This window comes from Streptomyces sp. NPDC032822, assembly GCF_055578825.1.
In genome coordinates, this window is record NZ_JBVIOL010000001.1 from 311148 (window position 1) to 334042 (window position 22895).

Sequence of the window (22895 nt, forward strand, 5' to 3'; positions counted from 1 at the left end):
TCACAGTTTGAAGGCGTGGGCGGCTCGTCGCCGCGGCCGCCGCCGCGGCGACGAGGTCCACCACCGCCGGCAGGGCGGCTACCAGGCGCGGGTCTCCGGCGCCTCGGCGCCGCCTCCACCGCGGGAGAAGTCGGCGGCCTTCTCCGCACCGCCCGGGCCCCCGCCCTCCGCCGCGTCCCGCGCTCGCGCGGCTTCGAGGACCTGGTCCCGGTTCTTCGCGATCCCGGCCCGGTTCTGGCCGGCAGCCTCTACTTCCAGCACGCGCAACGCCTCCTGCTCTCCCACACCGTCGAGGTAGGCGAGCACTTCCTTGTTGCTGTGCTCGTCGGGGTTGAACAGCACGGCGTCCTCCGGGTCCTGGTTCTCGAGGTCTGCCGCATCCGCCGCCGGATCCGTCAGCGACTCAGGCCCGGGCGGCGGGCTGTCGCTGCCGGCGGCCGGAACAGGCAAACGCACGGTCACCGACCACTGCACCCACTTCGGCCCGTCCTCGACACCGGCGGGCGGCTCACATTCCTCAAGCGTTGCCGCGATCACCTCGAGCGGCCAGCCGTCCTCGCCGACCACCACCGGCTCCTGGTGCACGACCACCGGTGCCCGGCCTCCCGCCTCCTGGTCCTCGGCGACGAGGACTGCGCGGTACCCGTCGGCCCAGGTGGCGGCTTGCTCCTCGGTCACCTCGACGACGTCGCCGGGCGACCACGAGAAGTCGGCTCCGGCGATCGCCTCCAACACCCTGATGTGAGCCATCAGTTCCGGACCACCGGAGCGACCCGCGGGTTGGACAGGATGATCTGCGCGGCGTACACACCGCCGGTGGACGGCGACCCGGCCACCGTGGTGATGACCCGCACGTAGCGCTTGAGACCCTTGTAGCCGATCTCGTACACCGTCTCGTCGGTGCTCGACGTCACGGCCGGCTCGGTGCCCTGCAGGTAGGTGTCGGCGACGGCCGCCCACGACGAGTTGTCGTCGGAGTCCTGCACCTCGAACGTATGCGTGCCGTCGGTCACGGTGCCGACCGCGATGACGGCCATGGCGTCCTGGAACATGCTGCTGTCCTCGGCCCGGTCGACCGTCGTCCCGTTCGTCGACGTCGTCCGCGCGGCCGGCGTCAGGGTGCCCTTCACGAGCAAGTTGCTGTACGCGTCCCTCACGACGCGCTCCTTCCTGTGAATGCCGACGGGTCCAGGCGCGAAGTCCTGGACCCGTGAGCGGCGTTGGTCAGCTGGCGGGGTGCTGGTACAGGCGGATCGCGGACGAGTCGTTGATCATGCCGTCCATGCGGGCGAACCCGAGGAAGGCGACCTGGAGGTACTCGGCGTACCGCTCGACGAGGCGGAGTGTCTGCACGTCGAGGACCTGACGGATCAGGTAGCCGGCCTTGAAGTCGCCGAACGCGATGCTCTTGGCGCTGGCGGCCGGGACGGGCATCGAGTTGTCGATGTTGTACGTGAACCCGTTGATCGTGGCCGGGAACCCCGGCGCGGGGATCGGCTGCCACAGCGGCCGGCCCTGGGTGTCCTTCAGCTTCCGGATGACCTTCAGCATCAGGTCGTGCATCAGGTACTGCGCGCTCGCCCGGTAGGCGACGTCGACGGAGTGCTCGATGTCGACCAGGTCGTCGTAGATGATCGACGTGGTCTGGCCGTTCGCGCCGGTCTTCCCGACGATGGCGCTGGTGGTGATGCCTTCGGGCTGGTCCACACCCGTGCCGGTGGTCCAGGCCCTCGCGGCGCGGCGGCCGATCCGCTCGCCGAGCTTCTTCGGCACCCACGACTCGAGACCGAACGCGCTGTCCTGCAGGAGCTGCAGGGACAGCCGGACCTGCCTCGAGCTGAAGGTGTACGCCTTCAGCTTCTTCCCGCCGACCAGCAGGTCCTGCTCGCCGGCGGGAGTGTTCTCGCCGAGGATCTCGCCCTCGTTCGACGTGTCGTCGTTGGTGGGCCAGTTCAGGTCCGCACCGGTCGACGTCGTGATGACGTCCGCCAGACCGAAGACGCCACCGAAGGCCTTCATCGTCTCGGTCATGATGTTGCGGAACTCGTCCGGCACAGTGAAACCGCCGCCGACGTCGGTGTTCCCGCCCATCGCGCGCAGGTCGACCTCCTGGTCCATCATCATGGTCCGCTGCTCAGGCGTGAGCCGGTCCATACCGCCGCGCAGGTAGAGGCCGAACGCGTCGCTGTAGCGCTGCGCCTGCCCGTCCCGATCGCTGCCGCGGCGGCCCTCGGGCTCACCGGTGGTGGTGACGATCTGGCTGCGGTCGATCTTGTCGAGCGCGGCCATCTTGTTGAGGCGCTCGATGTCGCCGGACACCTCGGTGAGCCGGGCCTCGGCCTCGTCCCAGTTGGCGCGCTCCTCGGCCGTCCAGTCCCGGCCCTCGCGCTCGGCGAGAGTCTGGATGTCCTGCATCCGCTGCCACGTCAGGTTCTGCTCTTCGATCAGCCGGGTGAGCTGTGCGGGCATGTCTGATTCCCTTCAGGCATGACGATGGCCCCAGCTCACAGAGCTGGGGCCATCGGGGTGAGTACGGAGTTACGAGGAGGCGTGCGGCAGGCCGAAGCGTGCGGCCAGCCCCCTCATGCGGAGTACGCGCGCGTCCTGGACGGTCCGAGTGGTCTCTGCCGGCTCGGTGCCGCTGGGTGCCGCGGGTGTGGTCTCCGGTGTGCTGGTCTCGCGAGTGGACTCACCCGGCTCGCCCTCGACCTGCTTGAGTTCTGGTGCCTTGATCCCGGCGTCCTTCAGGTGCCGGGCCAGGTGCTTGTAGACCGCCTGGCGGTCCTCCTCGGGGATCGTCGTTCCCCCGCGGGCGCCGTTGAGGACGCCGATCGCCGTGGTGCACGCGACCGTCGAAGCCGCGCCCACGTCGCCGTCCACGCCCACGAAATGGTGGATGAACCGGTACGAGGCCTTCGCTGCGGCGTCGCCGTCCGGGTCCACCCAGGCGTGAGCCATCCGCAGCGCGCTCTCCTCCTGGGGGAGGTCGCTCGAGTTGGCCGGCCCGTCCCATGCCGCGTCCGAGGCGTCGGTGGAGTGCACGGCCAGACCGCCGCGCTCCTCGGCGTCCGCGCCTGCCCGTACGGCCGGGACGACTTCGGGAGCCCGGTCGCTTGAGTCGCTGCCGACCAGCTGCAGCAGATCCCGCAGCTCCGGCCGGAACTTGGCGCGCTTCTCGATCGCGGCCTGGTCGCCGCGGCTGACGAGCGCGGAGGCGACCGACGCGAGCTCCGCCTCGGTGTCCTCGTACGCGGGGAACGTCACGGCGCTGACCTCGACGAGGCGGACCTCGAGGATCCGCCGTACCTCGACCTGGGCGACCTGCCCGTTGAGCTCGACGTCCTCGAGCGTCCAGTCGTCCTTCACCACGTAGAAGCCGAAGCTCATCCCGGTGATGTTCTTGTTGCGGACGTTCGCCTTCAGGTCGTTCACGTACGACAGACCCGTGTCGAGGGCCGAGTCGACGGGAAGCCCCAGGGCGTCCTCGGCCAGCGTGAGCGTGTTGGCGGATACCCGGGAGACCACGTAGTACGAGTCGTGGTCGATGAGCATCCGCGCATCGCCCTCCTGCAGCGTCTTCGTGAAGGCGCCCGGAGCGATCTCCTCGTAGAAGCCCCACTTCAGCGGATTGCCGATCGCTGTACGGGAGTTGAACTTCGCGGCGTAGCCGATGAACCGCTCGCCGCCGGTATCTGCGGCGGCGCCTTCTGCCGCTCGGATCACTACCTCTGCCGTGGACAACGGCAGTTGGCGGCGCTCCTCGGCCGTAGTCCTCGTCAGGGTCCTCATCAGGTGCCTTCCTCCGTCTCGTCCGGTGTCTGCAGCAGGCGCTGCGCCTCCGCAATCAGCCCGGCGGCCCGCGCCCGGTTCGAGCCCGCGGCCGGCTGCTCTCCGTCCGGGGCGAGCGGGTTGGAGCCGAGCGGCGCCATGTACATCGGCTGCAGGTAGACGTCCCCGCCCGCGCCCGCAGGCAGCGGCGGCATCTCCTCAAGCGCACGGATGTCGTCCGCGCTGTACGCTCCGACGTCACGCATCGCCCGGTAGAAGGTGGCCCGGGCCGCGGTGTCGCCGCGCAACAGGCCGCCCATGTTGTAGTTGGCGTACTGATCGCGCGGCAGCAGCTCCTTGGTGACGCGCTGCTCGGTCGGCGTGAGCCAGGTGGGATTGAGGTCGAACGTCACCCAGCCCTGTGCCTGCTGCTCAAGCCCGGTGCCCCATGAGGTGGACTTCTCCGTGGACATCAGAAGGAATGGCGGCACGCCGAACATGCGCGCGATCTCGGTGACCTGGAACTGCCGGGACTCGAGGAACTGAGCGTCCGTGCTCGGCATCTGTACCGGATTGAAGCTGGCGCCTGAGTCGAGGACAGCCACCTCATGGCTGTTGTGGACGCCGGACAGCTTGGCCTTCCAGCGTTCCTTCAGCCGGGCGGCCTGGTCTGGGTCGAGGCGCTGCTCGGTCTGTAGGACACCGCCGATCATGTTGCCGCTGCCGAACATCCTGGCGGCCGACTTCTCCGCGGCCTGCGCCAGCGCGATGCCCTGCCGGGCCAGCCTCACCGGCGAGCAACCAGTCAGCCCGTCGTAGCCCAGGCCCGGGATGTGGAGCATCTCCTTGGGCGTCCACACGTGGTGCACGCCCCAGTCGTCGGTGACCTCGAACAGCTTGCCCGATGGGTTCGCCTCACTCGGCTTATCCCTGGTCACTCCGACCCGGTACGCAGACACCGGCCACAGTTCCTTGACCTGTCCTGCTCCGTTGCGGACCTTCTGGATGTAGGTGTTGCCCCACAGGACCCGGTACAGGTACGCGAACCGCCACAGCTCCACCGGCGTCAGATCCGGATGCGGATTCTTCAGCAGCTCCGCGGTCTGCTTCTCCCGTGTGTTGTCCCGGTACACGGGCATCGGCAGGGCCGCCGAGACGCCGGCAATGAGGGACACAGCCCGCCACACCGGCGAGGCCGCTAGCGCCGATGTCTCGGACACCGCGATCCCCGCGTCTGACTGTGCCCCACCCAGATGTTCCAGGAGCGCGGTGGAGGTGAGCGGCTGTGCCGGGCTCTCCAGTCCTCTGCTCGTTGGCCCGTCGAACAGGCCGAACAGGCCGCTCACTGTCGCTCACCCCCCACCGCTTCCCCACCGCGCCGCACCCCTGCGGCACGCCTGTCAGCCAGCGCGCGCTCGCACGCCAGCACACCCAGCACCCCACCTACGACCAGCGCAGCGGGCACACTCCACAGCCCCAGCCCTGCGACCAGGACCAGGACGAACACCGTCTCGAGGGCCACAAGCCGCCGCATCCGCCGGTGCTCGCGCGCCGCCTGCTCGTCCTCGTCCGCTTTGCTCACCACAGGTTCGGCGCCCCTTCTTCCTCCACGTCGTGGAACTGCTCCCAGCCCCACAGTGCGTACGTCGCTGACACCAGCGGGCTCACATCGGTCCCCTCGCTGCGCCGGGTCCACGCCCAGGCATCGCCCAGGTCGCGCTTCTTCGCGCCCGCTACAGCGCTGGTCAGAGGCGCCTGCCCGAGGTGACGCAGCGTGCCGTCCTGCGTCCGGTCGTAGAACTGGCCGCACGCCTGGGCCAGCTGACGCACCTTCGGCGCCACGACCAGGTGGTCACGGCCGAAGCCGCTGCCCACCGGATGGTCACCGGCGAGCCTCTTGCGCAGCTCAGCGGCCAGGGATCCGGCGGGGCCGCCCTCGTCGATCACCCACACGCAGGGCTTCCACTTCTCATCCCGCTCGGCCGCCCAGTCGACGACCCAGTCCGTGCCGGGCCGGTGCGCCACGACCTCGACGTGCCGGCCTTCACCGGCCGCGCCCGCCACGCTGATGGCCGTCCAGGTGCGCTCTGGGTTCGTGTCGATGGCGAAGCCGACCGGGTCTTCGAGCGCCGACCGCGGTACGGCCAGGCCCTTCCAGGTCACCTCGTCGATGACCTGCCAACTGTCCTCGGCAACCTGCGGGTACTCGCCCACTCCGAGCCGCTCACGATCGAACAGGTCGGGCCGCATGGTCGCGAGCTCGCGTCGTACGGCCTGCACACGGATCCGGATCCCCAGCGCCGGATTCGACCGCTGCCACGCCCGTGCGTCGTCCCGGTGGTCGTGCTCGTCACACACGATCTGTCCGTCCTCATCCCGAGGGCACTCCCGCGTGTGCGGCACGATCGACCACTCCAGATAGGTCAGCGACTCGTCCGGCTGCGACGTGCCTGCCAGAGCCCGGGCCCGCAGCGTCGCCAGCTGCTCGCTCTCCGCGCCGATGCCCGCGCTGCAGGTGTAGACGAGCTGGGGGTTGTGCCGCGCGGACATGATCGGCAGGAGGGCTCCGATCGGTGCGGACCGCAGGCTCATCGCCTCGTCCATGATCACCAGGTCGCCGGAGAAGCCACGGCCGGATCCGCCGGTGCGGGCCAGGAAGAGGATCCGGGCCCCGTTGTGGAACTCGAATCCCTCCTCGCCGTGCGCGCGCAGAACGCGCTTCACACGGCGGCTGAGGGCGTACGAGCCCTCGATCATCTGGTCCAGCCGGCGGAAGGACTCCCGCGCGGTCTTGAACTCGTGCGCGGTGTGCACGATCAGCTTGTCGCCGAAGAGCATGACCCCGGCGACCTGGCGGGCCTCGAGGTATCCGCCCTTGCCGTTTTGCCTGGTCACGTTCTGGACGACTTCGAACGAGGTCCACCGGCCCTCGTTATCCTCAGCGAGGCTGTGGTGCAGGCCGAGCTGCTGCCACCGGTCGAGCTTCAGACCGGAGTCGTCGGCCAGCTCGATGGCCTCCTGACCAGCAGGGGATCGAAAGTCGAGCGCCGCCTGGTCCTCAATCCCGCTCCACCGACCGCTCTCGATGCGTCGGTAGTGCGGTGTGGAGATGATCCGCGGGCTCTGGCAGCCAATCGGGTCCGGGTTGCTACGCCGAGTGGCGGGGACGCCGTGCCGCAAGCTCATCGATCTTGTCCCCCCGTTCCTTCGGCGGGGCCAGCGCTCGCACTGTGTGCATGGCCTGCCGCAACTCGCGGGCCGCAGAGGCCGCGTCCTTGGGGTCCTGCGCCGAGTCGAGCTCCTTCGCCAGCCGGATTGCTGCCGCCGCAGACGCGTTCGAATCGGGGGATACGCCCAGTTCAGCGAGTTCGGCCTTCGTCGCTTTAGTGACTGCCCCCGCTCGGAGAGAGCGGCGCTTCGGCTCGTCGTCCATGATCACCCCCGAAGGTCGAGCGTCACGGAGCGTGACAGATGGCGACGGTCACGGACTGTGACGGTCGAGCGGGGGTGATCATGGTCGCTAAATGGGTCGAACTCGGTTCGCGGTGATTAGCGATCGGCGCGGGGAGAGAACCGAGCGACAAGGGCGTTTGGGTCGCCCGGTCATCCGCTGAACTCTTGATCCACTCTCTCCCGTCGGCCACGCGAGCGATCATGAACGGGCCGCGCCAGCCGCTCCGAACGGGCCGCGGCGTAGCCCTCCGTGACGGGCCGGGCGGGGTGGCGGAGCGTCACCAGTCACGCGACGACTGCGTGGCTGCCGGCACCCGGGCGCCTCCGCGGTAGTGCCGGTACCAGCGGGTGACCACGCGGTCCATCGCGCTCGATCGCATCGCTCGCACGCGCTCGCGCACCACTTGCTCGCCCGGGTCGACCGTGATGATCTCGGCACCGAGGCGGCGGTAGCGGGCTACCCAGGTGGGGCTGGGCATGGTGTGGATCAGGTACACGTCCACGGCCTCGAGGTGCTTGACCGCCTCGTCGATGGCGGCGTAGCGGGCGCGCAGCGCGACCTTGGACGCGATCGGGTCGTGGTTCCACTGGGGTGCGCCGGGGCCGGTGAGGGCGCGGGTGATGCGGTCCAGGTCGATGACGATGTCGCGGGCCTTGGCGCGGGCCTCGATCCAGCTGGACTTGCCCGCGGCCGGCGGGCCGGTGATGACGTACAGCACGGCGCGTCACCACCTCCCGGTCCTCGGCGCGGGGTGTCAGTCCCCGAAGGGGGGCCGACCGCTGCCCTGGATGGTCATACCCGTTGAGCCGGCCGCGGAGCGTTCAGCGAAGAAGGAGCCCTCGCGGCCGCTGTCGATGCGCAGCTTGGCGTCACGGGACTCCGCAATGTTCCAGGCTGCTTCCTCGTCCTGGGTCTCGATCGATCCGTACCACTCCTTGAGGCCTCCGCCGCCGGAGGCGAGAGTGAGTTGGACGGTCACGTCGTATTCGGTGCCGTCCGCGATGACCGTGGCGGGACCGTCGTATGTCGTCATGCGCCCATGGTGGCCCAGGGGTCTGACAACGGCGGGGCGGTTCTGCGAGTACGAGGTGCGCCTACCGCGGCCTCGCCGTCGGTGGCAGATCCGTAGCGAAGCGGGCCTGGTGGCTGGCCATGTGCTCGCGGATCGGAGCCGGGTCGATGGCGACGCCGACCTTGGTCTTGCTGAGGTGGCGGACCTGGACGGGGTACGTCACGGGTTCCTTGCACTCGGGGCACTGGACAGTCCCCGTGGTGATGCCGTCTGCCATTGCTCACTCCTCGATGTGGGGTAGTTCGAGGTTGCCTTCGATGCGCCTGAGCTGGGTGGGGGACATGGCCTTGGCCCAGCGCTGGCCTTCGATGGTCCAGCGGGTGTGGCAGCCGGGGCAGGTCCAGATGCGTGGTGCGCGCCAGCGCCAGCGGCGCAGTGGGCGGCGGCAGGTGGGGGTGCAGCCGATCAGGTCCCAGTTGCAGAGGCTGTCCGTCACCGTGGGTCGAGCCAGTCGATGAGTGCTTGCTGGGCGCAGGAGTCGCAGCCGCCGCAGTGGCAGTCGGCTGGCCTGGTCTCTGCGCGCATGCGCTCGGCGATGGCGGCGAGCAGCTGGGTGGCGGCCTCGTCGTAGGAGCCGAGGAAGAGCTTGGTCCCGTCCACTCGTCCGAGTTCGGCGACGACGACCTGGTGGAGCGTCGGTTGGTCGTTTGCTGCCATGGTCACCACCACTCCCGTTCCTCGACCTGTGCGCCGTGCAGCGGGGTGCCGGGCTTCGCGTCGCCGAGCAGGCCGTCGAGGCTGACGGCGATGGTGCAGACGTTGTGCTCGTCGGGGTGGTGGACGCAGACGAACCCGCCGGGGAACTCTGCACCTACCCACGCGCGGCCGTCAGCCAGGCGCAGGAGGAACGGCACGGGTCGATCGGGGTCACTCATCGTCAGCCTCCCGAGGCGGTCCCTGGACGGGGACGAGGGCGTAGCGGGCCTCGACCTCGGACGGGCGGTTGAGGTCGGTCCTGCAGCCGGGGCAGAACTCCTCGTCGGTGCCCTTGTTGAGGTGGCCGCAGTGGTGCAGCCAGGCGCGGGGCAAGAGCGTGGGCTCCTGGTCCTCGGGCACGGAGCCCGCTGCGGATGGCCGGTAGACCTCGACGCCCTCGGACCCGGGCAACATCAGCACTTCGACGCCAGGCAACTGGTCGCGGAGCCGCTCCGCGACGAAGAACAGCAGTTCGCGTGGGGTGTCGCGGTGCATGCGGACGAGGATGGTGTCGCCGGGGCGGATGACGGTGAGGTCGGCGGCGAGGCGTACGTCGATGCTGAAGGCGTCTGGGTCCGCGCTCACGGTCAGCTCCTGGGGTGGTCGGTGCGGCCGCGGCAGGTGGCGTTGTGGCGGCCGAGAAGGCGGCAGGCGAGGCGGCGCGGGGCGCAGTAGGCGAAGTCGCGGGGCTCGCCGAGCGCGTAGCGCAGCCAGTACGCGAGGCCGGTCGCGTCGGAGCGGTACAGGCCCGGGCGGCGCGAGGTGGTGCGAGGCTGCAGCTTGCCCCTGGGGTCGTTGCTCACGGTCACCACTGGCGTGGGTGCTTGGGCGGGGCGATGCAGGTCCAGTTATGACGGCGGAGTAGCCGGCAGGCAAGGCGGCCGGGGATGCGGTCGCGGGCGCTACGGGGGTCGTCGATGGTGTTGCGGAACCAGCGTTCGAGGCCGGTGGCCTCTGGCCGGTGCCAGCGCAGGACGCGGGGATAGCGGGTGCGCAGGGCGGTGAGGATGCGGGCTTCAAGGTCGGTGCGGGCCTGGTCGTGCGTGGGCATGGTCACCACCTCTGTAGGGCTGGGTCAGGACGTGAACAGGGGTGGCGTGTGGCGAGGCATCTCTGTCAGCCCGGCCTCGGCGAGCGCCAGGCGCAGGATGTCGGCCATGGGTACGTCGACCGCCTCGGGGGTGAGCGTGGGCTCTGGCGCCCTGCCGTGCCACACCTCGGTCATGTCCTCGCCGTCGAGCGTCTCGACGCGGATGGGGTTGTGGCTGGTCTCGATCTCGACGACCGTGACTGTCTGCTCGATCGTCGGCAGCAGGTAGCGGCGGACGAGCTGGACGAGGGGGAAGTCGACCTTGGTGTCGTCGACGCCGTTGGCCTCGCAGTAGTCCAGCCAGTCGTCTGGGTCGGCGCCGTCGTTGAAGCCCCACTTCGATAGCAGGCTGCTGCTGAACAGTGTCAGGAGAGGCAAGGACATGCTCACCACCTCCGTGACGACCGTACGGGCTGGCGGTGGACGTCGGTGCGGTTGCCGCGGGCGCTGTTGCACTTGCGGTGCGCTGAGCGGGCGTTGGCGGGGTCGAGGAGGTCGCCGCCCTTCGACAAGGGGATGGCGTGGTCGAGGGTAAAGGCGTCGCGGTGGCGCTGGGCTGCGAAGCCGGTGAGGTCGTAGCGGATGGGCTCGCCACACCACCAGCAGGGCAGGAGCAGGGCGCGCTGCCGGGTGCAGAGGCGGCGGTAGGGGCGGCCGTTGCGCGGGTTGGCGGCCACGGGCTACGTGGGGCTGTGGCCGAGGCGCTCGGCGGAGGCTGCGGCCTGGTCCAGGGCCTGGCGTGCGCTGGCGGGGTCCAGGGCGACGTGGAGGTCGTACGTGGTGGGCTGGCCGTCGGCGCCGGCCGGGGTGGCGAGGGCGGTAGCGACGCGGGCCCAGGTCTCGGCCATGGCCCGGGAGCGCTCGGCGCGGGCATAGGAGTCGGCGGGCAGGGCGCCGCCGATGCCGGTGCGGTCGGCGCGCTCCCGGAGCTGCTCGGCCTGGTCGTAGTGCTCCTGGGCGGCGTGGGCGTGCTCGTAGGCGCGCTGTTGGGCGTTGTGGAGTGCTGCGGGCCGGTCGAAGGCGGTGGGTGGCGCGTCGGGCATGCGGGGCTCCCGGAGAGTGGGGGTGCGCCCGCCGTACGGGTGCCGGCGCCCCTCAACTCCCCAGTGGTGGGTGCCGGCCTGAGCGGCCGTCGTACGGCGGGCGCGGGCACGGCGAAGGCCCCGGAGTTCAGGTCTCCGGGGCCTTCGCGGTGCGTATTTGGATGTCCGGTTTTGGACATGGGTGTGCGGGAAGATCGTGGCGCACGGATCGTCGCACGTCAAGCAGGGTTTACCGCGTGGCGCGCTGGCCTGCTCGTGTGGGCTTCGCGGCGATCTTGGCGGTCATGACGTCGCCGACGCGGTAGAGGGGGCGGCGGGGTGAGCCTCCGCAGCGATGGAGGAGGCCGCGCCGTACCCAGTCGCGGATGGTGGCGGGCTCCACGCCGCAGGCCATGGCGGCCAGGCGGGTGGTGAGGAGGCCGGGTGGGAGGTGCGTGTACTCCATGTGGCCCATGGTGCGACAGGTGTTCGGGGTGCGCGGTGTGCGGGGCGGGTGCGTCGGCCGGTGCGTGGGTCACGAACTCGTCACTCTCGCGCGGCGCATAGGGTGCGCACGCCACAATCGCGCGCATGTCAGACACCAGTGAGGCCAGTGCGGCCAGAGGTTGGCGGCCCTCCCGTACGCAGAAGATCGTCGCTGCCCTGTTCCTGCTGCTCGTGTGGACGATCACGGCGAACTCGTGGACGGAGAAGGGCTGCGACCTGAGGCAGGGGTACGTGTTCGTGATCAGTCATGGCGGGAGTCCGGACCGTGATCAGGGTTGCGAGGACGAGCCGGGCGGGCCGGCCTACACCGACCAGTACTACGGCTAGGAGCGGCGTGGACCCACAGATCCAAGGGGCGCTGGTCGGTGCCACTGCCACAGCAGTTGGCGGGGTCATCGGCTGGCTGGGTGCCCGCTCTCAGGCGCGCGCCGCCCTCGAGGCGGTCCGCATGCAGGTCCGCGGGCAAAGGTTCGATGCGCGCTGGCAGTACCGGCGTGAGGCGTACGCGGCGTTCTTCAGCAGCGTGGAACAGACTCGCGTCGCCATGACCCATGCCTACAGCACCTGGATGGCGTCGATTCAACTGGCCGGAGCCCAGGGCATCGGGCCCGGGAGTGAGGCTCGGGAGGCACGTGCAGCCGTGGACGAGGTGATGAAGGATCTGATGTTCCAGCACTCCCTGCTTCGGCTCTCCGTGGGCGGGACGGAGCGCACCACGGCAGACAGCTTGGTGTCCCAGGTGGTGGGCGTCAGGAACACCCTTGAGGCCTGGTGCATTGCAACGGAGCGCGATACGGCGGGGGGCCGGGAACTGGCCTGGCGGTTCATCAACCGGGCGGCGGAGCTCGACTCGACGGTGGAGCGCGTCATGGAGACCGCGAAGGGTTGGCTGGACGTCACGCCGGACGTTGACCGGCCCAGGGAAGCGTTCTGGCGGCGGCTGTCGTCACGGCGGCTGCGCAACCGGGGCCCTGAGTAATCCCTGTTCAGGGACTGGTTGACAGTTCTGCACGGACGAGTCGGTCGCCGGGACGGCGGCCTTGCGTGACGTCCTCGACGGTACTGTTGTCCGCGCTACTTCACCTTGCCCGTGAAGATCGCAGTCTCTGACTCGTAGTCAAGTGTCACCTCCACCTGCAACACCTGCTCCCCCTTCGGCAACGCGCACCCCCATGCCACGGACAGTGACCTGCCGGCCAACAGCTTTGTCGTCGGCGAACCGCTCAGCCCTTCGTCGAACACCGAGTCGCTGCTCTGCCCGTCAATCCCGTACGAGCAGCTCACCCTCATCAGCCTGGTATCGACCGTGGCGTCACTGCCGTTCTTGATCTTCACGGTGAACTTCACGTACGGCGTGTTCTTCGGCGCCGCGTCCGAGCTCGACGTCGCCCGCTGGAACTTTGACAGGCCGACCTCCACCCCGGTCTCGTACTTCACCCCTTCGGAGAGCCCGAACACTTCCGGCCCTGTGCCCGACGGGGAGGCCTCCGGTTCCTCGGCCGCGGTGACGGTCTCCTCGGCCGGTGCGCTCGTCTCCGCCACAGCCGGACTGCTGTCGTCGCGGGAGTTCACCACCACGATTCCGGTGCCGATGATCACGGCGATGACGGCGGCAGCCGACCCGATGATGACCGCGGTGGTGCGGGATTTCTTCGGCGGCGCCAGCGGCCCGGGCGGTGGCGAATTTGGCGGTGTGGCGTTGCTCATGGTTCCCCCAGGGATGGTGGGCAGGTGGGCGGGATCGTAGCCGCCGAAACCGGCAAACCGGGACGTGAACGGCGAAAGCCCACCACGACGGGGGAATCGTGATGGGCCTTCTTCGCTGAACACTCCCAGTGTGGCAGGCGGTCAGCTCTTGCGCGGCTTGTCCGGAGTGCCAGGCACGGGCTTCTTCGCGGCGGGGAAGTGCCCGCCCCTGGACGCCTGATAGTCGGTGGCGTGCCGGGCGAGCTGCTCTGGTGTCATCTTCGCGCGCAGTTCCTCTTGGGATCCGGTCCTACGGAACGCCATGATGGCGGTCCTCCTGTCTCTCGGGATGGGTGGGAACCGGGGCGTGGCCGCGCTCTCTTGGCGGATGGAGCGGCCCGCCCCGGGGGCAGTGGAGGGTCAGGTCTGCTGGCCGAACGGCACGGTCATCGAGGCCTTTGGTCATGTCGCGGAGCTCGGTGCCGTCCGTGGTGCGGGTTTCGAAGCGGGCGATTGCCTCGCTCTTGAGTCGCTCGGTCTCGGCGCGGTCGCCGCACTCTCGGGCGGCGATGTAGTCGCGGACTGACTGGTGGCTGGTCTGCACGGAGGAGTTCTCCCTTGGGCAGATGCCGGGTAGATCGGCCGGTAGACGGCGGTAGATGGTCCGGTAGACGTGCAGGTCAGGCGGCGGTAGACGGCGCGGGAGATGCCTCCGGGGCGGGGGTCGGGGAAGGGGTCTCGAGGTCGCTCCGGCGGACCCCCCAGGTGGGGATCCCGCCCACCTTCACGCCGCGCTCGTGGGGGATGTCCAGGTGGGCCAGGCGCAGGCGCATGTCGGTGACTGAGCGGCCCTCCCAGTGGCCCTCCTGCTGCAGGCGGGCGAGGACGGTCCGCAGGTGCACCGCGGGGGCGTCCCCCATCACCTGCAGCAGGAGGGTCCGTACGGCCTCCCGGTCGGGCGCCGGAGCGGGGCTGTCGGCGGCCTCGGCGGAGGGCTCATCGGTGGGGCGGCCGGCGCGCCAGGCGGCGGCGGTCCACCAGGCGGTGAGGAGCCACAGCAGGGCGGGTATGGCGCGCAGGAGGCGCCACAGGATGTAGGCGGCGAGGGCGAGGAGTCCGAGGCGGGCCCAGCAGCCGAGGGCGGCCTTCCAGCCGGTGAGGTCGGTGCGGCGGCCGCGGGCGACCCAGGCCGCGGCGTGGGTGCCGAGGCGGCGGGCGAGGACCGTGGATCCGGTGGCGAGACGGGCGGCCGGCCGGGCGAGACGGGTCAGAGTCACAGGAGACCAGACCCCTCGATGGCGGCCTTGACGCCGTCGCCGGCCGCGTTGAGGGCGCCGGGGAGCCAGGCGAGGGCGCCGGCGACGCCTGCGGTCAGGCAGAGCACGGAGGCCACGTACGCGCCGCCGATGATGCGCCGCTTGTCCTTCTTGCCTGCGCCCTTGTAGGCCAGGCCGACGAGGAAGACTGCGAGTACGGCGATGATGGCGCCGGTGCTGCCGAGGCCGACGAGCTGGCCGCTGGTGAGGCCTTCGGAGGAGGTCGTGCCTGCGGCGGCCGCGCTGGTGCGTTCTCCGGCGCCGTTGGCGAGGGTGCCGGAGCGGGAGTGGGCCCAGCCGAGGATGCCGCCGGGGCAGGCGGCGGTGCAGGCGCCGGCGGCGGCTCCCTTCCCGAAGGAGGAGAGCTGGGCCATGTCGCGGCCGCCGGTCCACCAGGGGTGGAGGTTCGCGATCAGGATGAGCAGGGCGACCAGGAGGCCGCCGAGGGTGAGGCCGGTGGTGGCGGTCATCGTGAGACTCCGGTGAGCAGGTAGATCGGGTCGTACCAGTGCAGGACGCCGAAGGCGCCGAGCCCGGCCGTGACCAGGAGGAAGCGGGGCAGGAAGCGGCCGGTGCGCCGGTCCAGGGCGACGGCGGCGGCGAGGGCGACGGCGGCGATGACGTAGGCGGCGCCGATGCCGGCCTCGGTGCGGGCCTGGTGGACGGTGCGGGACCAGATCCCGACCGGGCTGTGGCCGCCTGCCCATGGGGTGAGGGCGGCGACGATGGCGCCGATCATGCGCCAGGTGACGAGGTGGTCCCACAGGCGTGCCCACAGGCCGGGCTCGGGTTCCGGCTCGGGGTCGACGAGGAGGACCTGGTGGACGTGCCGGACCTCGACGATGCCCGTGGGTGGCGGAGCAGCCGGTGGCGGGGGCGGAGGGGGCGCGACGGCCGGAGGGGCTGAGGCCGGGGCCGGGGCGCGATTGGGCAGTGGGGTGCCGGCCGGGATGATCCGGGTCGGCTGGATGGGGCGGCGGGGCCCGTGGGGCATCGGTGGTGTCCTTGGGTCCATGGGATGGGAGTGGCCGAAGGGCCGGGCGCCGAGCCGGGCCAGGAGGTGGCGCACGCGGCGCTCGTCCGGCTCGGGCGCCCGGCTCACAGGCAGAGACCTGTCGTGGTCATCAGCGGCCCTGGCGGGTGCTGTCGAGGGCTGCGCGGATCTGCTGGGCCTTGGGCTGGCCGATGTGCAGCTCGGTCTTGAGGGTGTGGATTGACGCGGGGCGGCCGTGGTCCTGGCGGTGGGCGGCGTCGACTTTCTGGGCCCGGGCGAGTAGGGCATCGAACCCACCTGCACTCGCCGTACCTGGCGCCTTGGGTACGCGCTGTACCTGAGGCGCGGGGTGTACCTCGCGTACGGGTATGGCCGTGGGTGCGGGTCCCGCCTGAGACTCGGCGAGCTCGTCGGCGAGGTCCTCGGGGCTGAGGCCGGCGAGGTAGGCGCGGACGCCGCTGCTGGCGTTGGCGACCTCCTCGAGCTGCTCCAGCACGTCGGGTACGCGGGCGTGTACCTCACTGCGGGTACGGGTGGGGCGGATCATCGCGGCGGGTACGGCGCAGGCGTGCTCGGCGCGTACCTCGGTCTCGGTGGTGAGGTCGAGGTGCAGGTCACCGTGCTGGTAGGCGTACTCGATGGTGTCGGGTACGGCCCGGTGCATGGCGGGTAGCGCGGCTGGGGCGGCGTATGGCGTGGCGAACAGCTCGGGGTGCGGGGCCGTCTGTACCCGGGCGGGTACGGGGGTCTGCTGTACCTCGGGTAGGGGAGCGGGTACGGCGTGGAGGGCTACCTGTACCTGTGCCTCGGATACGGGTACGCCGTACTCGGTCGACAGCGCGGCGAGCTCGGCCGGTGTGGCGTTGGGGTGCGCGGCGTGGATCAGGAGGATCGCGTTGAGGGGGTCCATCCGGCGTAGTTGGGCGCCGGTGACGCCGAGCGGGGTAGCCGGGTAGGGCTCAGGTACGGGCTGGGGTAGCCAGGGTGAGACGACGGATACGGTGCGCAGTTCGGCGGCGCCGCGGCGGGCGGCGAGCTGCTGCAGGAGGTCGTGGCGTTGGGTGCCGTCGACGGCGGCGCCGGACCGGTGTACGGAGGCCTTGAGGGCGGCGTGTCCCCAGACGCCGAGGTGCCGGCGGGAGGCCAGGCGTACGGCGCGGACGGTGGCGCGGTCACGGGAGACCTGAGCTGCGGTGCGGCCGCGGACGGCGAGGCCGAGGTAGGACAGGAGTCGCTCGCGGAGTTCGTGCCCGATCTGTGCGGGCAGTCCGGTGGACAGGGCCTCCGGCTTGGTGACCCGGATCTCCAGGCCCATGGCGAGGTGCCAGAGCAGGGCGGCCATGACCGGGCCGAACACGGAACGGATCAGGCCGCCCCAGACGCCGGACTCGGCGAACGCGGGCACCAGCTGCACACCGGTGATGCACCAGACGAGGACGCCGGGCACGCCCGGGGTGCCAGCCTCCGTCGCGGTGGCGGTGGCCTTCTTGTTGGCGCGGGCCATGACCGCGCACGCGATGAGGGCGATCTCACCGGCGGCGAAGAGGGCGGCGCGCTCGCCGTTGGTCATGCCGAGTTCGTGGCCGGCGAATCGCCAGGAGGTGTCGGCGGAGAACGCGGTGGCGACGAGGGCGCCGATGCCGGCGGTGAGGACGGCGCCGCTGGTCCGGTGGATGATGAATGCGCAGGTGGCGGTGAGGAGTACGACGAGGACGCCCGCGGCCAGGAGGGCCGCCATGGGGTGGCTGGCCGACCATGCGAGGGACTGGTCCAGAGACACGTGGGCTCCAAGGACGAAGAAGGTGGGGGGCGGTCCCGCGCGGGGGTGGGACGCGGGACCGCCGGCTGGGAGGGGTGGTTCAGGCCTCGGGTGTGTCGGCCTGGCCCTGGGCACCGTCGCGGTGGTCCTGCCTCGCACGCTTGGACTCGGCGTCGGTGTAGTCCTGGTCGCACACGTCGTGCAGCTCGGCCACCCGCTCGGCGCGGGTGCGGGGCTGGCTCGGCTGCCTGGCGCAGCAGCTGGGCGTAGGCGCGGCGGGTGATCGGTTCGGTGATCTCCGGCGCCTTCGCTCGCAGTGCGGTGGCGAGCGGGGGCGACATGGTGGTCGCCTGGATCAGGGCGATCCGGCCGACCGCGGTGAGCGGCACGCCGGGGCGGTGGGCCTCGAGGCGCTCGGCCATCTCGATGAGCATCTGCCGGACCAGCTCGGCGGTTTGGGCGTGCTGGCGCCCGTATCGCCCTCTCATCCGAGGTTCCGCGCGGCGCGGTTCAGGACGAGGGCGTACTCGCCGCGGCTCCCGGTGAGGGGCGGGAGGACCGAGCGGGCGCGGAGGGACGCGGTGTGGCGCACGGCCTCGGGCAGAGTGCCGACGATCGTCTCCTCGGCGGTGGTGAGGTCGGCGTCGAGGTTCCACGGTGTGACGGGGTCGACGCAGCCGCGCAGGAGGAGGCGCGCGGCGACGGTGACGATCTGCAAGGCGTAGCTCGGTTCGGCGAGGACTTCGCCGAGGGGGCTGGGCTGGGTACGCTCCATGCGGACCTGCTCCTTCGATCGCTTCGAGGCGGGTCCACCCCTCGGCCCGGAGTTCCCGCTCCGTAGTGGGCCGAGGGGTTTTCCCTTTACCGAGAACGAGCGTAGCGACTTCCTAGCTATATGGCTAGGAAGTGCGGGAAGATGGTGCCATGCCCGAGGCTGAAGGAGGGCCTGAGTTGCTGTCGTTGAGCGAGGTCGCGCGCCGTGTCGTTGCCGAAGGCATCGAGGAGCGGATGAGTCACCAGCGGGTGTCGCAGCTGTCTCGCGAGGACCCGGCCTTTCCGCCCGTCGTGCTCGTCGGCCGGTCCAAGGTGGTGGACTGGCGGCTTGCCGCGCCGTACTTCCAGAAGCGCGTCAAGAGGCAGGGAGAGCGCACGGATCTGCCGAAGAACGACCCCGCGGAGTAGCCCGGCATGCGGCAGGCGAGCTGCACGGCGACTCTGGACCCATGACGTCCGCGATTCCCGTAGTGATCTACCCGCCTGACGATCAGGGCGGTCGCCGCGTGCGCGTCGATGGAGCGATCCTCGGGCTGGCGTACTCGGTACAGGACGTCGTGGCGCTGCTTCAGACGGCCGGCCTGCAAGGCTGGGACGAGATGGACGTGGTCCGCAGCGCGTTGATCGAGTGGCGTGAGGGCGGGCCGGAGGTATGGACGCGTTGACCGACCTGCGCGTACGGTCGAGAACGCACAGAGGGGGCACCCTCGACGGCCCGCCGCACCCCATGAGGACGGCGGGCCTCGTGCTGTCAGGCAGCGGACCGGAGAGGGCCCTCCTCGGCGGCCGCTTCGGGGGCGGACTGGGTGCGCGTGGGCTGGTGGTGGCGTAGTGCGAGCCACGTGCTCGGCGGGTAGGGGCACAGACACCACGTGCACTGCACGGTCGTGGTCATGTTCGCGTAGATCTTCGCCCCGCAGATCACGCCGGACTGGTCGACGGCGATGCAGTAGCCGAGCAGTGTGGGCGGCTGCTCACGGTCGGGGTCACGGCCGGGCTCGACGACCTGCCGTACGCGCTCCACCAACTGGCGGACCTCCAGACCCAGTTGTCCGCCCTGCTCCCAGAGCACGATGAAGTGGATCTGCGCGACGAGGCCGGCCGCCGCGGCGCGGACACGGTGTCCGAGGGACGCGGCGCGCTGAGGTCGGGGCAGGTTGCGGGCCTCACAGACGGCGTCGTGCCAGTCCTCAAGGACGCCGGCGATCCCGCCGGCGGCGCGCAGGGTGAGGACCTCGCTGTCGAGGGGAAGAGGTGCTTCGGCGCGGCGGACGCGGCCGCCGTACTGGGCACTGCCGGACCGGCCGGGGGTGAGCCAAGCCTCGAGGGCAGCCCACAGGCGGGGCAGGCGGCGGAGACGGTCGAGGGTGTCGAGCATGCAGTCGGGGCAGATGTAGAGGTGATCGAGGGTGCGGTGTTTGCACAGGGTGCAGATCATGGGGTCGGTCCGCCTTCCTGCGGGTTGTACGGGGTGGGGTGGTGGGGCTCATGGGGCCTGGCGCTCGAGGTCTTCCTCGATGTACGGGTAGCCGATGAAGTAGCCCACCCATGCGGTCTCGACGTAGCTGTGGGAGCGGCAGGGCATGCACACCACGTACACGCGGCCGTCGTCGATGGTCGGCTGCCGGATCTGCACGCGCCCCTGGGAGTCGAGGAGTTGGCTCTCGAAGCGGAAGCTGACGGGCTGCCACTGGTGGGTGCCGTCCTGCGTGTTCGGGCAGCGGGTGGCGTCGTTGCTGTCGCGGAGTGGGCGATGCCGCTTGGCCGTGCACCCCTCGTGAGCGCAGCTCTGCCACTCGCTGCTACTGGGGTCGGTGGTCCAGTAGTGCTCGCCGGGGTGCATCAGTACTCCTGTCCGGACAGTTCCGCACGGATCTGGTCCATGGCGAGGACGCCGTGGTCGAACTGGGCGAAGGCGAACAGCAGTTGGTCGCGGCGGGCTGGGCTCACGGCCGCGGGCACGGTGAGGACGGCCCCGCCGACCTGTACGGACCAGGTGGAGTGGTCCGGGTCTTGTCGCCACGCTGGCAGTCCGATGCCGGCCGCGGCATCCTGTGGCTCGTCCACCCCCTGCGGGGCGTCTGCCTGCGTGTTCGTCTCCTGGTGGACTAGCCCGTGCGGCACAGGGCCTGGCTCGTCCACCTGCTCCGGCAGTTCGAGGCCGAGCTCGTGGCGCAGGCGCCGAAGCCGCTGCTCGGTCCAGCAGGACAGGTCGTGGTGACGGGCGATGTGCTCGGGCAGGGCGCCGGCCAGGCGTGCGTGGGCCAGAACGTGCAGCCAGCCAACCTCGACCCACTCGGTGTGGGCATGGCTGCGGCACCAGCGCGCTCGGGTGTCGGCGAAGCCGTGGCCGGGGCAGCCGACCTCGACGGGCGCCCCGGAGCTGCGGACGATCATCAGGTCGCAGTCCGGGTGCCCGCTGATGCCCTTGCGGATGGCGTCCTCGGCCTGCTCGGGCCGGTTGGAGTCAGGGTCGTAGGCGATGATCGCGGGATCGTGGGACAGGCACGGAACGCTGAAGCTGCTACTCATGGCTGCAGCTCCGTCGGAAGGCTGCGGTGGCCTTCGGGGATGGCTGCGAGGTCGCGGCTGCGGGCGAGGCGTTCGGGCGTGGTGCCGAAGCCACGGTGCCGGTTACAGCGGGCGCATCGGCCGTAGCCGTCGTGGTCCAGGACGGGGTCATGGCAGGTACAGGTGGCGTGCGCGGTCTTGATGGCCGAGCAGTCCGCGTGGAACAGACCGGTCTCGCCTCTCCACCACCGGCCGCGGGGCCCGTCCCAGGTGTGGGAGCGGTTGACCGGGTCGGTCTTGGTGTGGCGGCCAGAGCACCAGGCACAGTGAGTGAGGAGACGGCGCCGCAGTTCCTGTAGCGGGCGGACCTGGATGCGCCAGTGGTGGAGGTGCAGGCGCCACCGCTTGGCCCGGCACGTGGTGTGGTCGTAGCCGGACGGGTCGCGATGCCACACGGTGATCAGGCTGGGGAAGTACAGGCCACGCCCGGCGAGCACCCAGAACGCGTCTCCGGTCTTCCAGCGAATGCCGGCCGTGGCGGCCTGCTTGGTCTTCCATGTGTCGGTCCTGGGCCATGGCGAGCGGATCTCGAATGCGACGGTCATGGGGTCGTGCATGAGTCAGTCCTCCTTCGTGTCGGTGTCGCGGAAGGGCTCGGTCGGCAGGGGCCGGCCGAGTTGGTTGGCCCACCAGCCGGCGCAGATCAGCTCGCCGAGCGGGATGTCACGGGGGTGGCCGTCCGGCCGCCACGCGCCGTACGGGACGTTGCTGCCGCCGTAGCCCCGGGCGGTGCCGTGGTGGCACCAGAACGGGCTGTCCTCCGGGAAGCACGCGCCACCGTCCTCGAGCTCCGGCGAGCCCGGCCGGAACGCACAGTCGCGGCAGGCGGTGCGCATCACGCCGGGCGGGACGGGCGCCTCGACGACCATGTCCGGCGGGAAGTGCTCGACGTCGTTGGTGAGGCCCGCACCGCCGCAGTGCAGGCACCGCCCCGTGGACGGCCCCATGTCACCGTTCGCGCACAGCGGGCACAGGTACCGGTAGACGAGCAACTCAGCCACGGCCTGCCCCCAGCCGCTCCGTGCAGTCGGGTGCGTGGACCTGGCCGTCGGAGTGCTTCCAGAACGAGCAGCACGGCACCGCCGGGGTGGGCACGATCCACCCGCCGAGCGCGGCCTCCTGGCGTGCTCTCTCGTGCCGGGCCCGCTCGAGGAGGTGCTGCTGCTGGTAGCAGCCTCCAACGTAGGTGAGGAACGCCGCGCCCCACAGGAGTACGACGGCGAGAATCCACTCTTGCTCCGCGCCCATCCAGCAGGAGCTGCCGAGGGTGGCGAGGGCCGCCGTGCGGCAGGCGAGGGCGGTGCGCTGATGGGGTGTCACGGCTTGCTCCGATCACGGCGGATGAGGACGACCAGGACGAGGGCGGCAATCACGAAGGAGAGAGGGCAGGCCGCGCCGAGGACGTTGGCGGCGTTCACCGTCGGCCTCCGGACGGGATCTGAGGCCCGGGCTGTCGCTGCGCGCCCGGCTCGTCACCGAAGCGGACCCAGCGGACGGTCGCCAGGAAGGTGACAGCGATCGTGGTCACTACATGCACGGCGACGATCACGACGGCTCCCCTGGTACGCCCTCGCTGGGACGGCGCATGTGGGACAGTCCCTCGGCCGCACGATCGGGGTCGTCGGCGGGCAGCTGCTCGGCGACGACCGCCAGGAGGTCCTGCAGCCCGCCGCCCGTCCTCCGGTCGATGGCCTGGACCCAGGCGACCTTGACCGCGATGGCCTGGATCAGCTCGGCGCGGAGGGCGGCCGGGTCGGTCTCGGCGTACGCCTCGTAGTCCTCCTCGCGGGAGATGTGGGACCAGGTAACCTCGCCGCGCGCGGCCGCGGCCTTGCAGACGTCGCGGAAGTGGTTGGCCAGCTCGAGGTCGCCGTCCCTGCCGGTGCCGTCGGGGTGGTTCTGCTCCCCCCACTGCGCGTCCTGCCGTGCCCGCTCGGCGGCGACCTCATCCAGGACACCGGCCAGCCCGGGACGGCGCGCCCAGGTGTCCGCGACGTGCCGCAGGACGCGCGCGGCCCAGGCCCTGTCGATGCCGTCGGCCCACGCCTCAAGGGCGATCTCCTTCTCGTTGGTGCCGGGACGGATCAGGACGCCGGCCAGAGCATCCCGTCCGTCGGTCGCTGCCGGCTTGCTGTGTTCATTGCTCACGTGCTGACTCCTGGTCATCAAGGGGGAGCTGGCCGTCC

The 22895-nt window shown here is 70.7% G+C and carries 40 protein-coding genes; 5 read left to right on the forward strand and 35 right to left on the reverse strand.

Annotated elements, in window-relative coordinates; genetic code table 11:
* Positions 1-78 precede the first annotated feature (78 nt).
* The 20 genes from ACZ5VD_RS01570 to ACZ5VD_RS01665 all read right to left on the reverse strand — a co-directional run bounded on the left by ACZ5VD_RS01570 (position 79) and on the right by ACZ5VD_RS01665 (position 11568).
* Entirely contained in the window at positions 79-750 is a 672-nt protein-coding gene (locus tag ACZ5VD_RS01570; protein ID WP_468680085.1) for a hypothetical protein, read from the reverse strand.
* The gene (locus ACZ5VD_RS01575; protein ID WP_468680087.1) at positions 750-1157 is read right to left on the reverse strand and encodes a hypothetical protein; all 408 of its coding nucleotides are present in this window, start codon (positions 1155-1157) and stop codon (positions 750-752) included. The genes ACZ5VD_RS01570 and ACZ5VD_RS01575 overlap by 1 nt, the downstream gene beginning before the upstream one ends.
* A gap of 67 nt (positions 1158-1224) precedes the next feature.
* Positions 1225-2469, reverse strand: coding sequence for a phage major capsid protein (locus tag ACZ5VD_RS01580; protein ID WP_468680089.1), 1245 nt, complete (start codon positions 2467-2469; stop codon positions 1225-1227).
* A gap of 69 nt (positions 2470-2538) precedes the next feature.
* A complete protein-coding gene (locus tag ACZ5VD_RS01585) occupies positions 2539-3789 on the reverse strand; it encodes an HK97 family phage prohead protease (protein WP_468680092.1) in 1251 nt (416 codons plus the stop codon).
* Positions 3789-5114 (reverse strand): phage portal protein, encoded by a 1326-nt coding sequence (locus ACZ5VD_RS01590; protein ID WP_468680094.1) that lies wholly within the window; start codon positions 5112-5114, stop codon positions 3789-3791. The genes ACZ5VD_RS01585 and ACZ5VD_RS01590 overlap by 1 nt, the downstream gene beginning before the upstream one ends.
* Positions 5111-5350, reverse strand: coding sequence for a hypothetical protein (locus ACZ5VD_RS01595; RefSeq protein ID WP_468680095.1), 240 nt, complete (start codon positions 5348-5350; stop codon positions 5111-5113). The genes ACZ5VD_RS01590 and ACZ5VD_RS01595 overlap by 4 nt, the downstream gene beginning before the upstream one ends.
* A complete protein-coding gene (locus ACZ5VD_RS01600; protein WP_468680097.1) occupies positions 5347-6954 on the reverse strand; it encodes a terminase in 1608 nt (535 codons plus the stop codon). Before ACZ5VD_RS01600 ends, ACZ5VD_RS01595 begins: the two co-directional genes overlap by 4 nt.
* Before the next feature lie 545 nt (positions 6955-7499).
* Positions 7500-7940, reverse strand: a complete 441-nt coding sequence (locus ACZ5VD_RS01605; protein ID WP_468680099.1) for an AAA family ATPase — start codon at positions 7938-7940, stop codon at positions 7500-7502.
* Positions 7941-7976: 36 nt separating this feature from the next.
* The gene (locus tag ACZ5VD_RS01610) at positions 7977-8255 is read right to left on the reverse strand and encodes a DUF4873 domain-containing protein (protein ID WP_468680101.1); all 279 of its coding nucleotides are present in this window, start codon (positions 8253-8255) and stop codon (positions 7977-7979) included.
* Positions 8256-8316: 61 nt separating this feature from the next.
* Positions 8317-8511 carry a hypothetical protein gene (locus ACZ5VD_RS01615; protein ID WP_468680103.1) on the reverse strand — a complete coding sequence of 65 codons (195 nt, stop codon included), beginning with the start codon at positions 8509-8511 and terminating at the stop codon, positions 8317-8319.
* 3 nt (positions 8512-8514) lie between these two features.
* The gene (locus tag ACZ5VD_RS01620) at positions 8515-8730 is read right to left on the reverse strand and encodes a hypothetical protein (RefSeq protein ID WP_468680105.1); all 216 of its coding nucleotides are present in this window, start codon (positions 8728-8730) and stop codon (positions 8515-8517) included.
* The gene (locus ACZ5VD_RS01625; RefSeq protein ID WP_468680107.1) at positions 8727-8951 is read right to left on the reverse strand and encodes a hypothetical protein; all 225 of its coding nucleotides are present in this window, start codon (positions 8949-8951) and stop codon (positions 8727-8729) included. The genes ACZ5VD_RS01620 and ACZ5VD_RS01625 overlap by 4 nt, the downstream gene beginning before the upstream one ends.
* Positions 8952-8953: 2 nt before the next feature.
* On the reverse strand, positions 8954-9169 hold the full coding sequence (locus ACZ5VD_RS01630; RefSeq protein ID WP_468680109.1) for a hypothetical protein: 216 nt from the start codon (positions 9167-9169) through the stop codon (positions 8954-8956).
* Positions 9162-9575 (reverse strand): hypothetical protein, encoded by a 414-nt coding sequence (locus ACZ5VD_RS01635; RefSeq protein ID WP_468680111.1) that lies wholly within the window; start codon positions 9573-9575, stop codon positions 9162-9164. Before ACZ5VD_RS01635 ends, ACZ5VD_RS01630 begins: the two co-directional genes overlap by 8 nt.
* A gap of 2 nt (positions 9576-9577) precedes the next feature.
* On the reverse strand, positions 9578-9793 hold the full coding sequence (locus ACZ5VD_RS01640; protein ID WP_468680113.1) for a hypothetical protein: 216 nt from the start codon (positions 9791-9793) through the stop codon (positions 9578-9580).
* Positions 9794-9795: 2 nt separating this feature from the next.
* Complete coding sequence (locus ACZ5VD_RS01645) at positions 9796-10041, reverse strand: hypothetical protein (protein WP_468680115.1); 246 nt, start codon at positions 10039-10041, stop codon at positions 9796-9798.
* A 24-nt stretch (positions 10042-10065) separates the two neighbouring features.
* On the reverse strand, positions 10066-10464 hold the full coding sequence (locus tag ACZ5VD_RS01650) for a hypothetical protein (RefSeq protein ID WP_468680116.1): 399 nt from the start codon (positions 10462-10464) through the stop codon (positions 10066-10068).
* Between the two features lie 2 nt (positions 10465-10466).
* On the reverse strand, positions 10467-10757 hold the full coding sequence (locus tag ACZ5VD_RS01655) for an HNH endonuclease (RefSeq protein WP_468680118.1): 291 nt from the start codon (positions 10755-10757) through the stop codon (positions 10467-10469).
* A 3-nt stretch (positions 10758-10760) separates the two neighbouring features.
* Positions 10761-11123, reverse strand: coding sequence for a hypothetical protein (locus tag ACZ5VD_RS01660; RefSeq protein WP_468680120.1), 363 nt, complete (start codon positions 11121-11123; stop codon positions 10761-10763).
* 229 nt (positions 11124-11352) lie between these two features.
* Positions 11353-11568, reverse strand: coding sequence for a hypothetical protein (locus ACZ5VD_RS01665; protein WP_468680122.1), 216 nt, complete (start codon positions 11566-11568; stop codon positions 11353-11355).
* 125 nt (positions 11569-11693) lie between these two features.
* On the opposite strand from ACZ5VD_RS01665, the gene ACZ5VD_RS01670 reads away from it, so the two are divergent.
* Positions 11694-11936 (forward strand): hypothetical protein, encoded by a 243-nt coding sequence (locus ACZ5VD_RS01670; protein ID WP_468680124.1) that lies wholly within the window; start codon positions 11694-11696, stop codon positions 11934-11936.
* Positions 11937-11943: 7 nt separating this feature from the next.
* On the forward strand, positions 11944-12588 hold the full coding sequence (locus ACZ5VD_RS01675) for a hypothetical protein (protein ID WP_468680125.1): 645 nt from the start codon (positions 11944-11946) through the stop codon (positions 12586-12588).
* Between the two features lie 95 nt (positions 12589-12683).
* Here the strand turns inward: ACZ5VD_RS01675 and ACZ5VD_RS01680 are convergent, their stop codons facing one another.
* Together ACZ5VD_RS01680 and ACZ5VD_RS01685 are read right to left on the reverse strand one after the other, a co-directional pair.
* Positions 12684-13316 (reverse strand): hypothetical protein, encoded by a 633-nt coding sequence (locus ACZ5VD_RS01680; RefSeq protein ID WP_468680126.1) that lies wholly within the window; start codon positions 13314-13316, stop codon positions 12684-12686.
* 141 nt (positions 13317-13457) lie between these two features.
* On the reverse strand, positions 13458-13619 hold the full coding sequence (locus ACZ5VD_RS01685) for a hypothetical protein (protein WP_468680128.1): 162 nt from the start codon (positions 13617-13619) through the stop codon (positions 13458-13460).
* A gap of 43 nt (positions 13620-13662) precedes the next feature.
* Here ACZ5VD_RS01685 and ACZ5VD_RS01690 point away from each other — a divergent pair, with 43 nt between their 5' ends.
* Positions 13663-13881 (forward strand): hypothetical protein, encoded by a 219-nt coding sequence (locus ACZ5VD_RS01690; protein WP_468680130.1) that lies wholly within the window; start codon positions 13663-13665, stop codon positions 13879-13881.
* A 94-nt stretch (positions 13882-13975) separates the two neighbouring features.
* Here the strand turns inward: ACZ5VD_RS01690 and ACZ5VD_RS01695 are convergent, their stop codons facing one another.
* From ACZ5VD_RS01695 to ACZ5VD_RS01715, 5 genes are all read right to left on the reverse strand, one after another.
* Entirely contained in the window at positions 13976-14572 is a 597-nt protein-coding gene (locus ACZ5VD_RS01695) for a hypothetical protein (RefSeq protein ID WP_468680132.1), read from the reverse strand.
* On the reverse strand, positions 14569-15081 hold the full coding sequence (locus ACZ5VD_RS01700) for a hypothetical protein (protein WP_468680134.1): 513 nt from the start codon (positions 15079-15081) through the stop codon (positions 14569-14571). The genes ACZ5VD_RS01695 and ACZ5VD_RS01700 overlap by 4 nt, the downstream gene beginning before the upstream one ends.
* On the reverse strand, positions 15078-15605 hold the full coding sequence (locus tag ACZ5VD_RS01705) for a hypothetical protein (RefSeq protein WP_468680136.1): 528 nt from the start codon (positions 15603-15605) through the stop codon (positions 15078-15080). Before ACZ5VD_RS01705 ends, ACZ5VD_RS01700 begins: the two co-directional genes overlap by 4 nt.
* Positions 15606-15735: 130 nt before the next feature.
* The gene (locus tag ACZ5VD_RS01710; RefSeq protein ID WP_468680139.1) at positions 15736-17385 is read right to left on the reverse strand and encodes a hypothetical protein; all 1650 of its coding nucleotides are present in this window, start codon (positions 17383-17385) and stop codon (positions 15736-15738) included.
* Positions 17386-17848: 463 nt separating this feature from the next.
* Entirely contained in the window at positions 17849-18139 is a 291-nt protein-coding gene (locus tag ACZ5VD_RS01715; protein WP_468680141.1) for a hypothetical protein, read from the reverse strand.
* Positions 18140-18288: 149 nt separating this feature from the next.
* Between ACZ5VD_RS01715 and ACZ5VD_RS01720 the strand changes: the two genes are divergently transcribed.
* Together ACZ5VD_RS01720 and ACZ5VD_RS01725 are read left to right on the forward strand one after the other, a co-directional pair.
* The gene (locus ACZ5VD_RS01720; RefSeq protein ID WP_468680143.1) at positions 18289-18546 is read left to right on the forward strand and encodes a hypothetical protein; all 258 of its coding nucleotides are present in this window, start codon (positions 18289-18291) and stop codon (positions 18544-18546) included.
* A gap of 41 nt (positions 18547-18587) precedes the next feature.
* Positions 18588-18803: a hypothetical protein gene (locus ACZ5VD_RS01725; protein WP_468680145.1), complete on the forward strand. Its 216-nt coding sequence runs from the start codon at positions 18588-18590 to the stop codon at positions 18801-18803.
* Positions 18804-18889: 86 nt separating this feature from the next.
* Here the strand turns inward: ACZ5VD_RS01725 and ACZ5VD_RS01730 are convergent, their stop codons facing one another.
* The 8 genes from ACZ5VD_RS01730 to ACZ5VD_RS01765 all read right to left on the reverse strand — a co-directional run bounded on the left by ACZ5VD_RS01730 (position 18890) and on the right by ACZ5VD_RS01765 (position 22857).
* Positions 18890-19576, reverse strand: a complete 687-nt coding sequence (locus ACZ5VD_RS01730; RefSeq protein ID WP_468680147.1) for a hypothetical protein — start codon at positions 19574-19576, stop codon at positions 18890-18892.
* 48 nt (positions 19577-19624) lie between these two features.
* Positions 19625-19981 carry a hypothetical protein gene (locus ACZ5VD_RS01735; protein ID WP_468680148.1) on the reverse strand — a complete coding sequence of 119 codons (357 nt, stop codon included), beginning with the start codon at positions 19979-19981 and terminating at the stop codon, positions 19625-19627.
* Complete coding sequence (locus tag ACZ5VD_RS01740) at positions 19981-20670, reverse strand: hypothetical protein (protein WP_468680150.1); 690 nt, start codon at positions 20668-20670, stop codon at positions 19981-19983. The genes ACZ5VD_RS01735 and ACZ5VD_RS01740 overlap by 1 nt, the downstream gene beginning before the upstream one ends.
* Positions 20667-21254 carry a hypothetical protein gene (locus ACZ5VD_RS01745; RefSeq protein WP_468680153.1) on the reverse strand — a complete coding sequence of 196 codons (588 nt, stop codon included), beginning with the start codon at positions 21252-21254 and terminating at the stop codon, positions 20667-20669. Before ACZ5VD_RS01745 ends, ACZ5VD_RS01740 begins: the two co-directional genes overlap by 4 nt.
* A 15-nt stretch (positions 21255-21269) precedes the next feature.
* Complete coding sequence (locus ACZ5VD_RS01750; protein WP_468680155.1) at positions 21270-21710, reverse strand: hypothetical protein; 441 nt, start codon at positions 21708-21710, stop codon at positions 21270-21272.
* Positions 21703-22029: a hypothetical protein gene (locus ACZ5VD_RS01755; RefSeq protein WP_468680157.1), complete on the reverse strand. Its 327-nt coding sequence runs from the start codon at positions 22027-22029 to the stop codon at positions 21703-21705. The genes ACZ5VD_RS01750 and ACZ5VD_RS01755 overlap by 8 nt, the downstream gene beginning before the upstream one ends.
* A 94-nt stretch (positions 22030-22123) precedes the next feature.
* Positions 22124-22258, reverse strand: a complete 135-nt coding sequence (locus tag ACZ5VD_RS01760; protein WP_468680159.1) for a hypothetical protein — start codon at positions 22256-22258, stop codon at positions 22124-22126.
* Positions 22255-22857 (reverse strand): hypothetical protein, encoded by a 603-nt coding sequence (locus ACZ5VD_RS01765; protein ID WP_468680160.1) that lies wholly within the window; start codon positions 22855-22857, stop codon positions 22255-22257. The genes ACZ5VD_RS01760 and ACZ5VD_RS01765 overlap by 4 nt, the downstream gene beginning before the upstream one ends.
* Positions 22858-22895 lie beyond the last annotated feature (38 nt).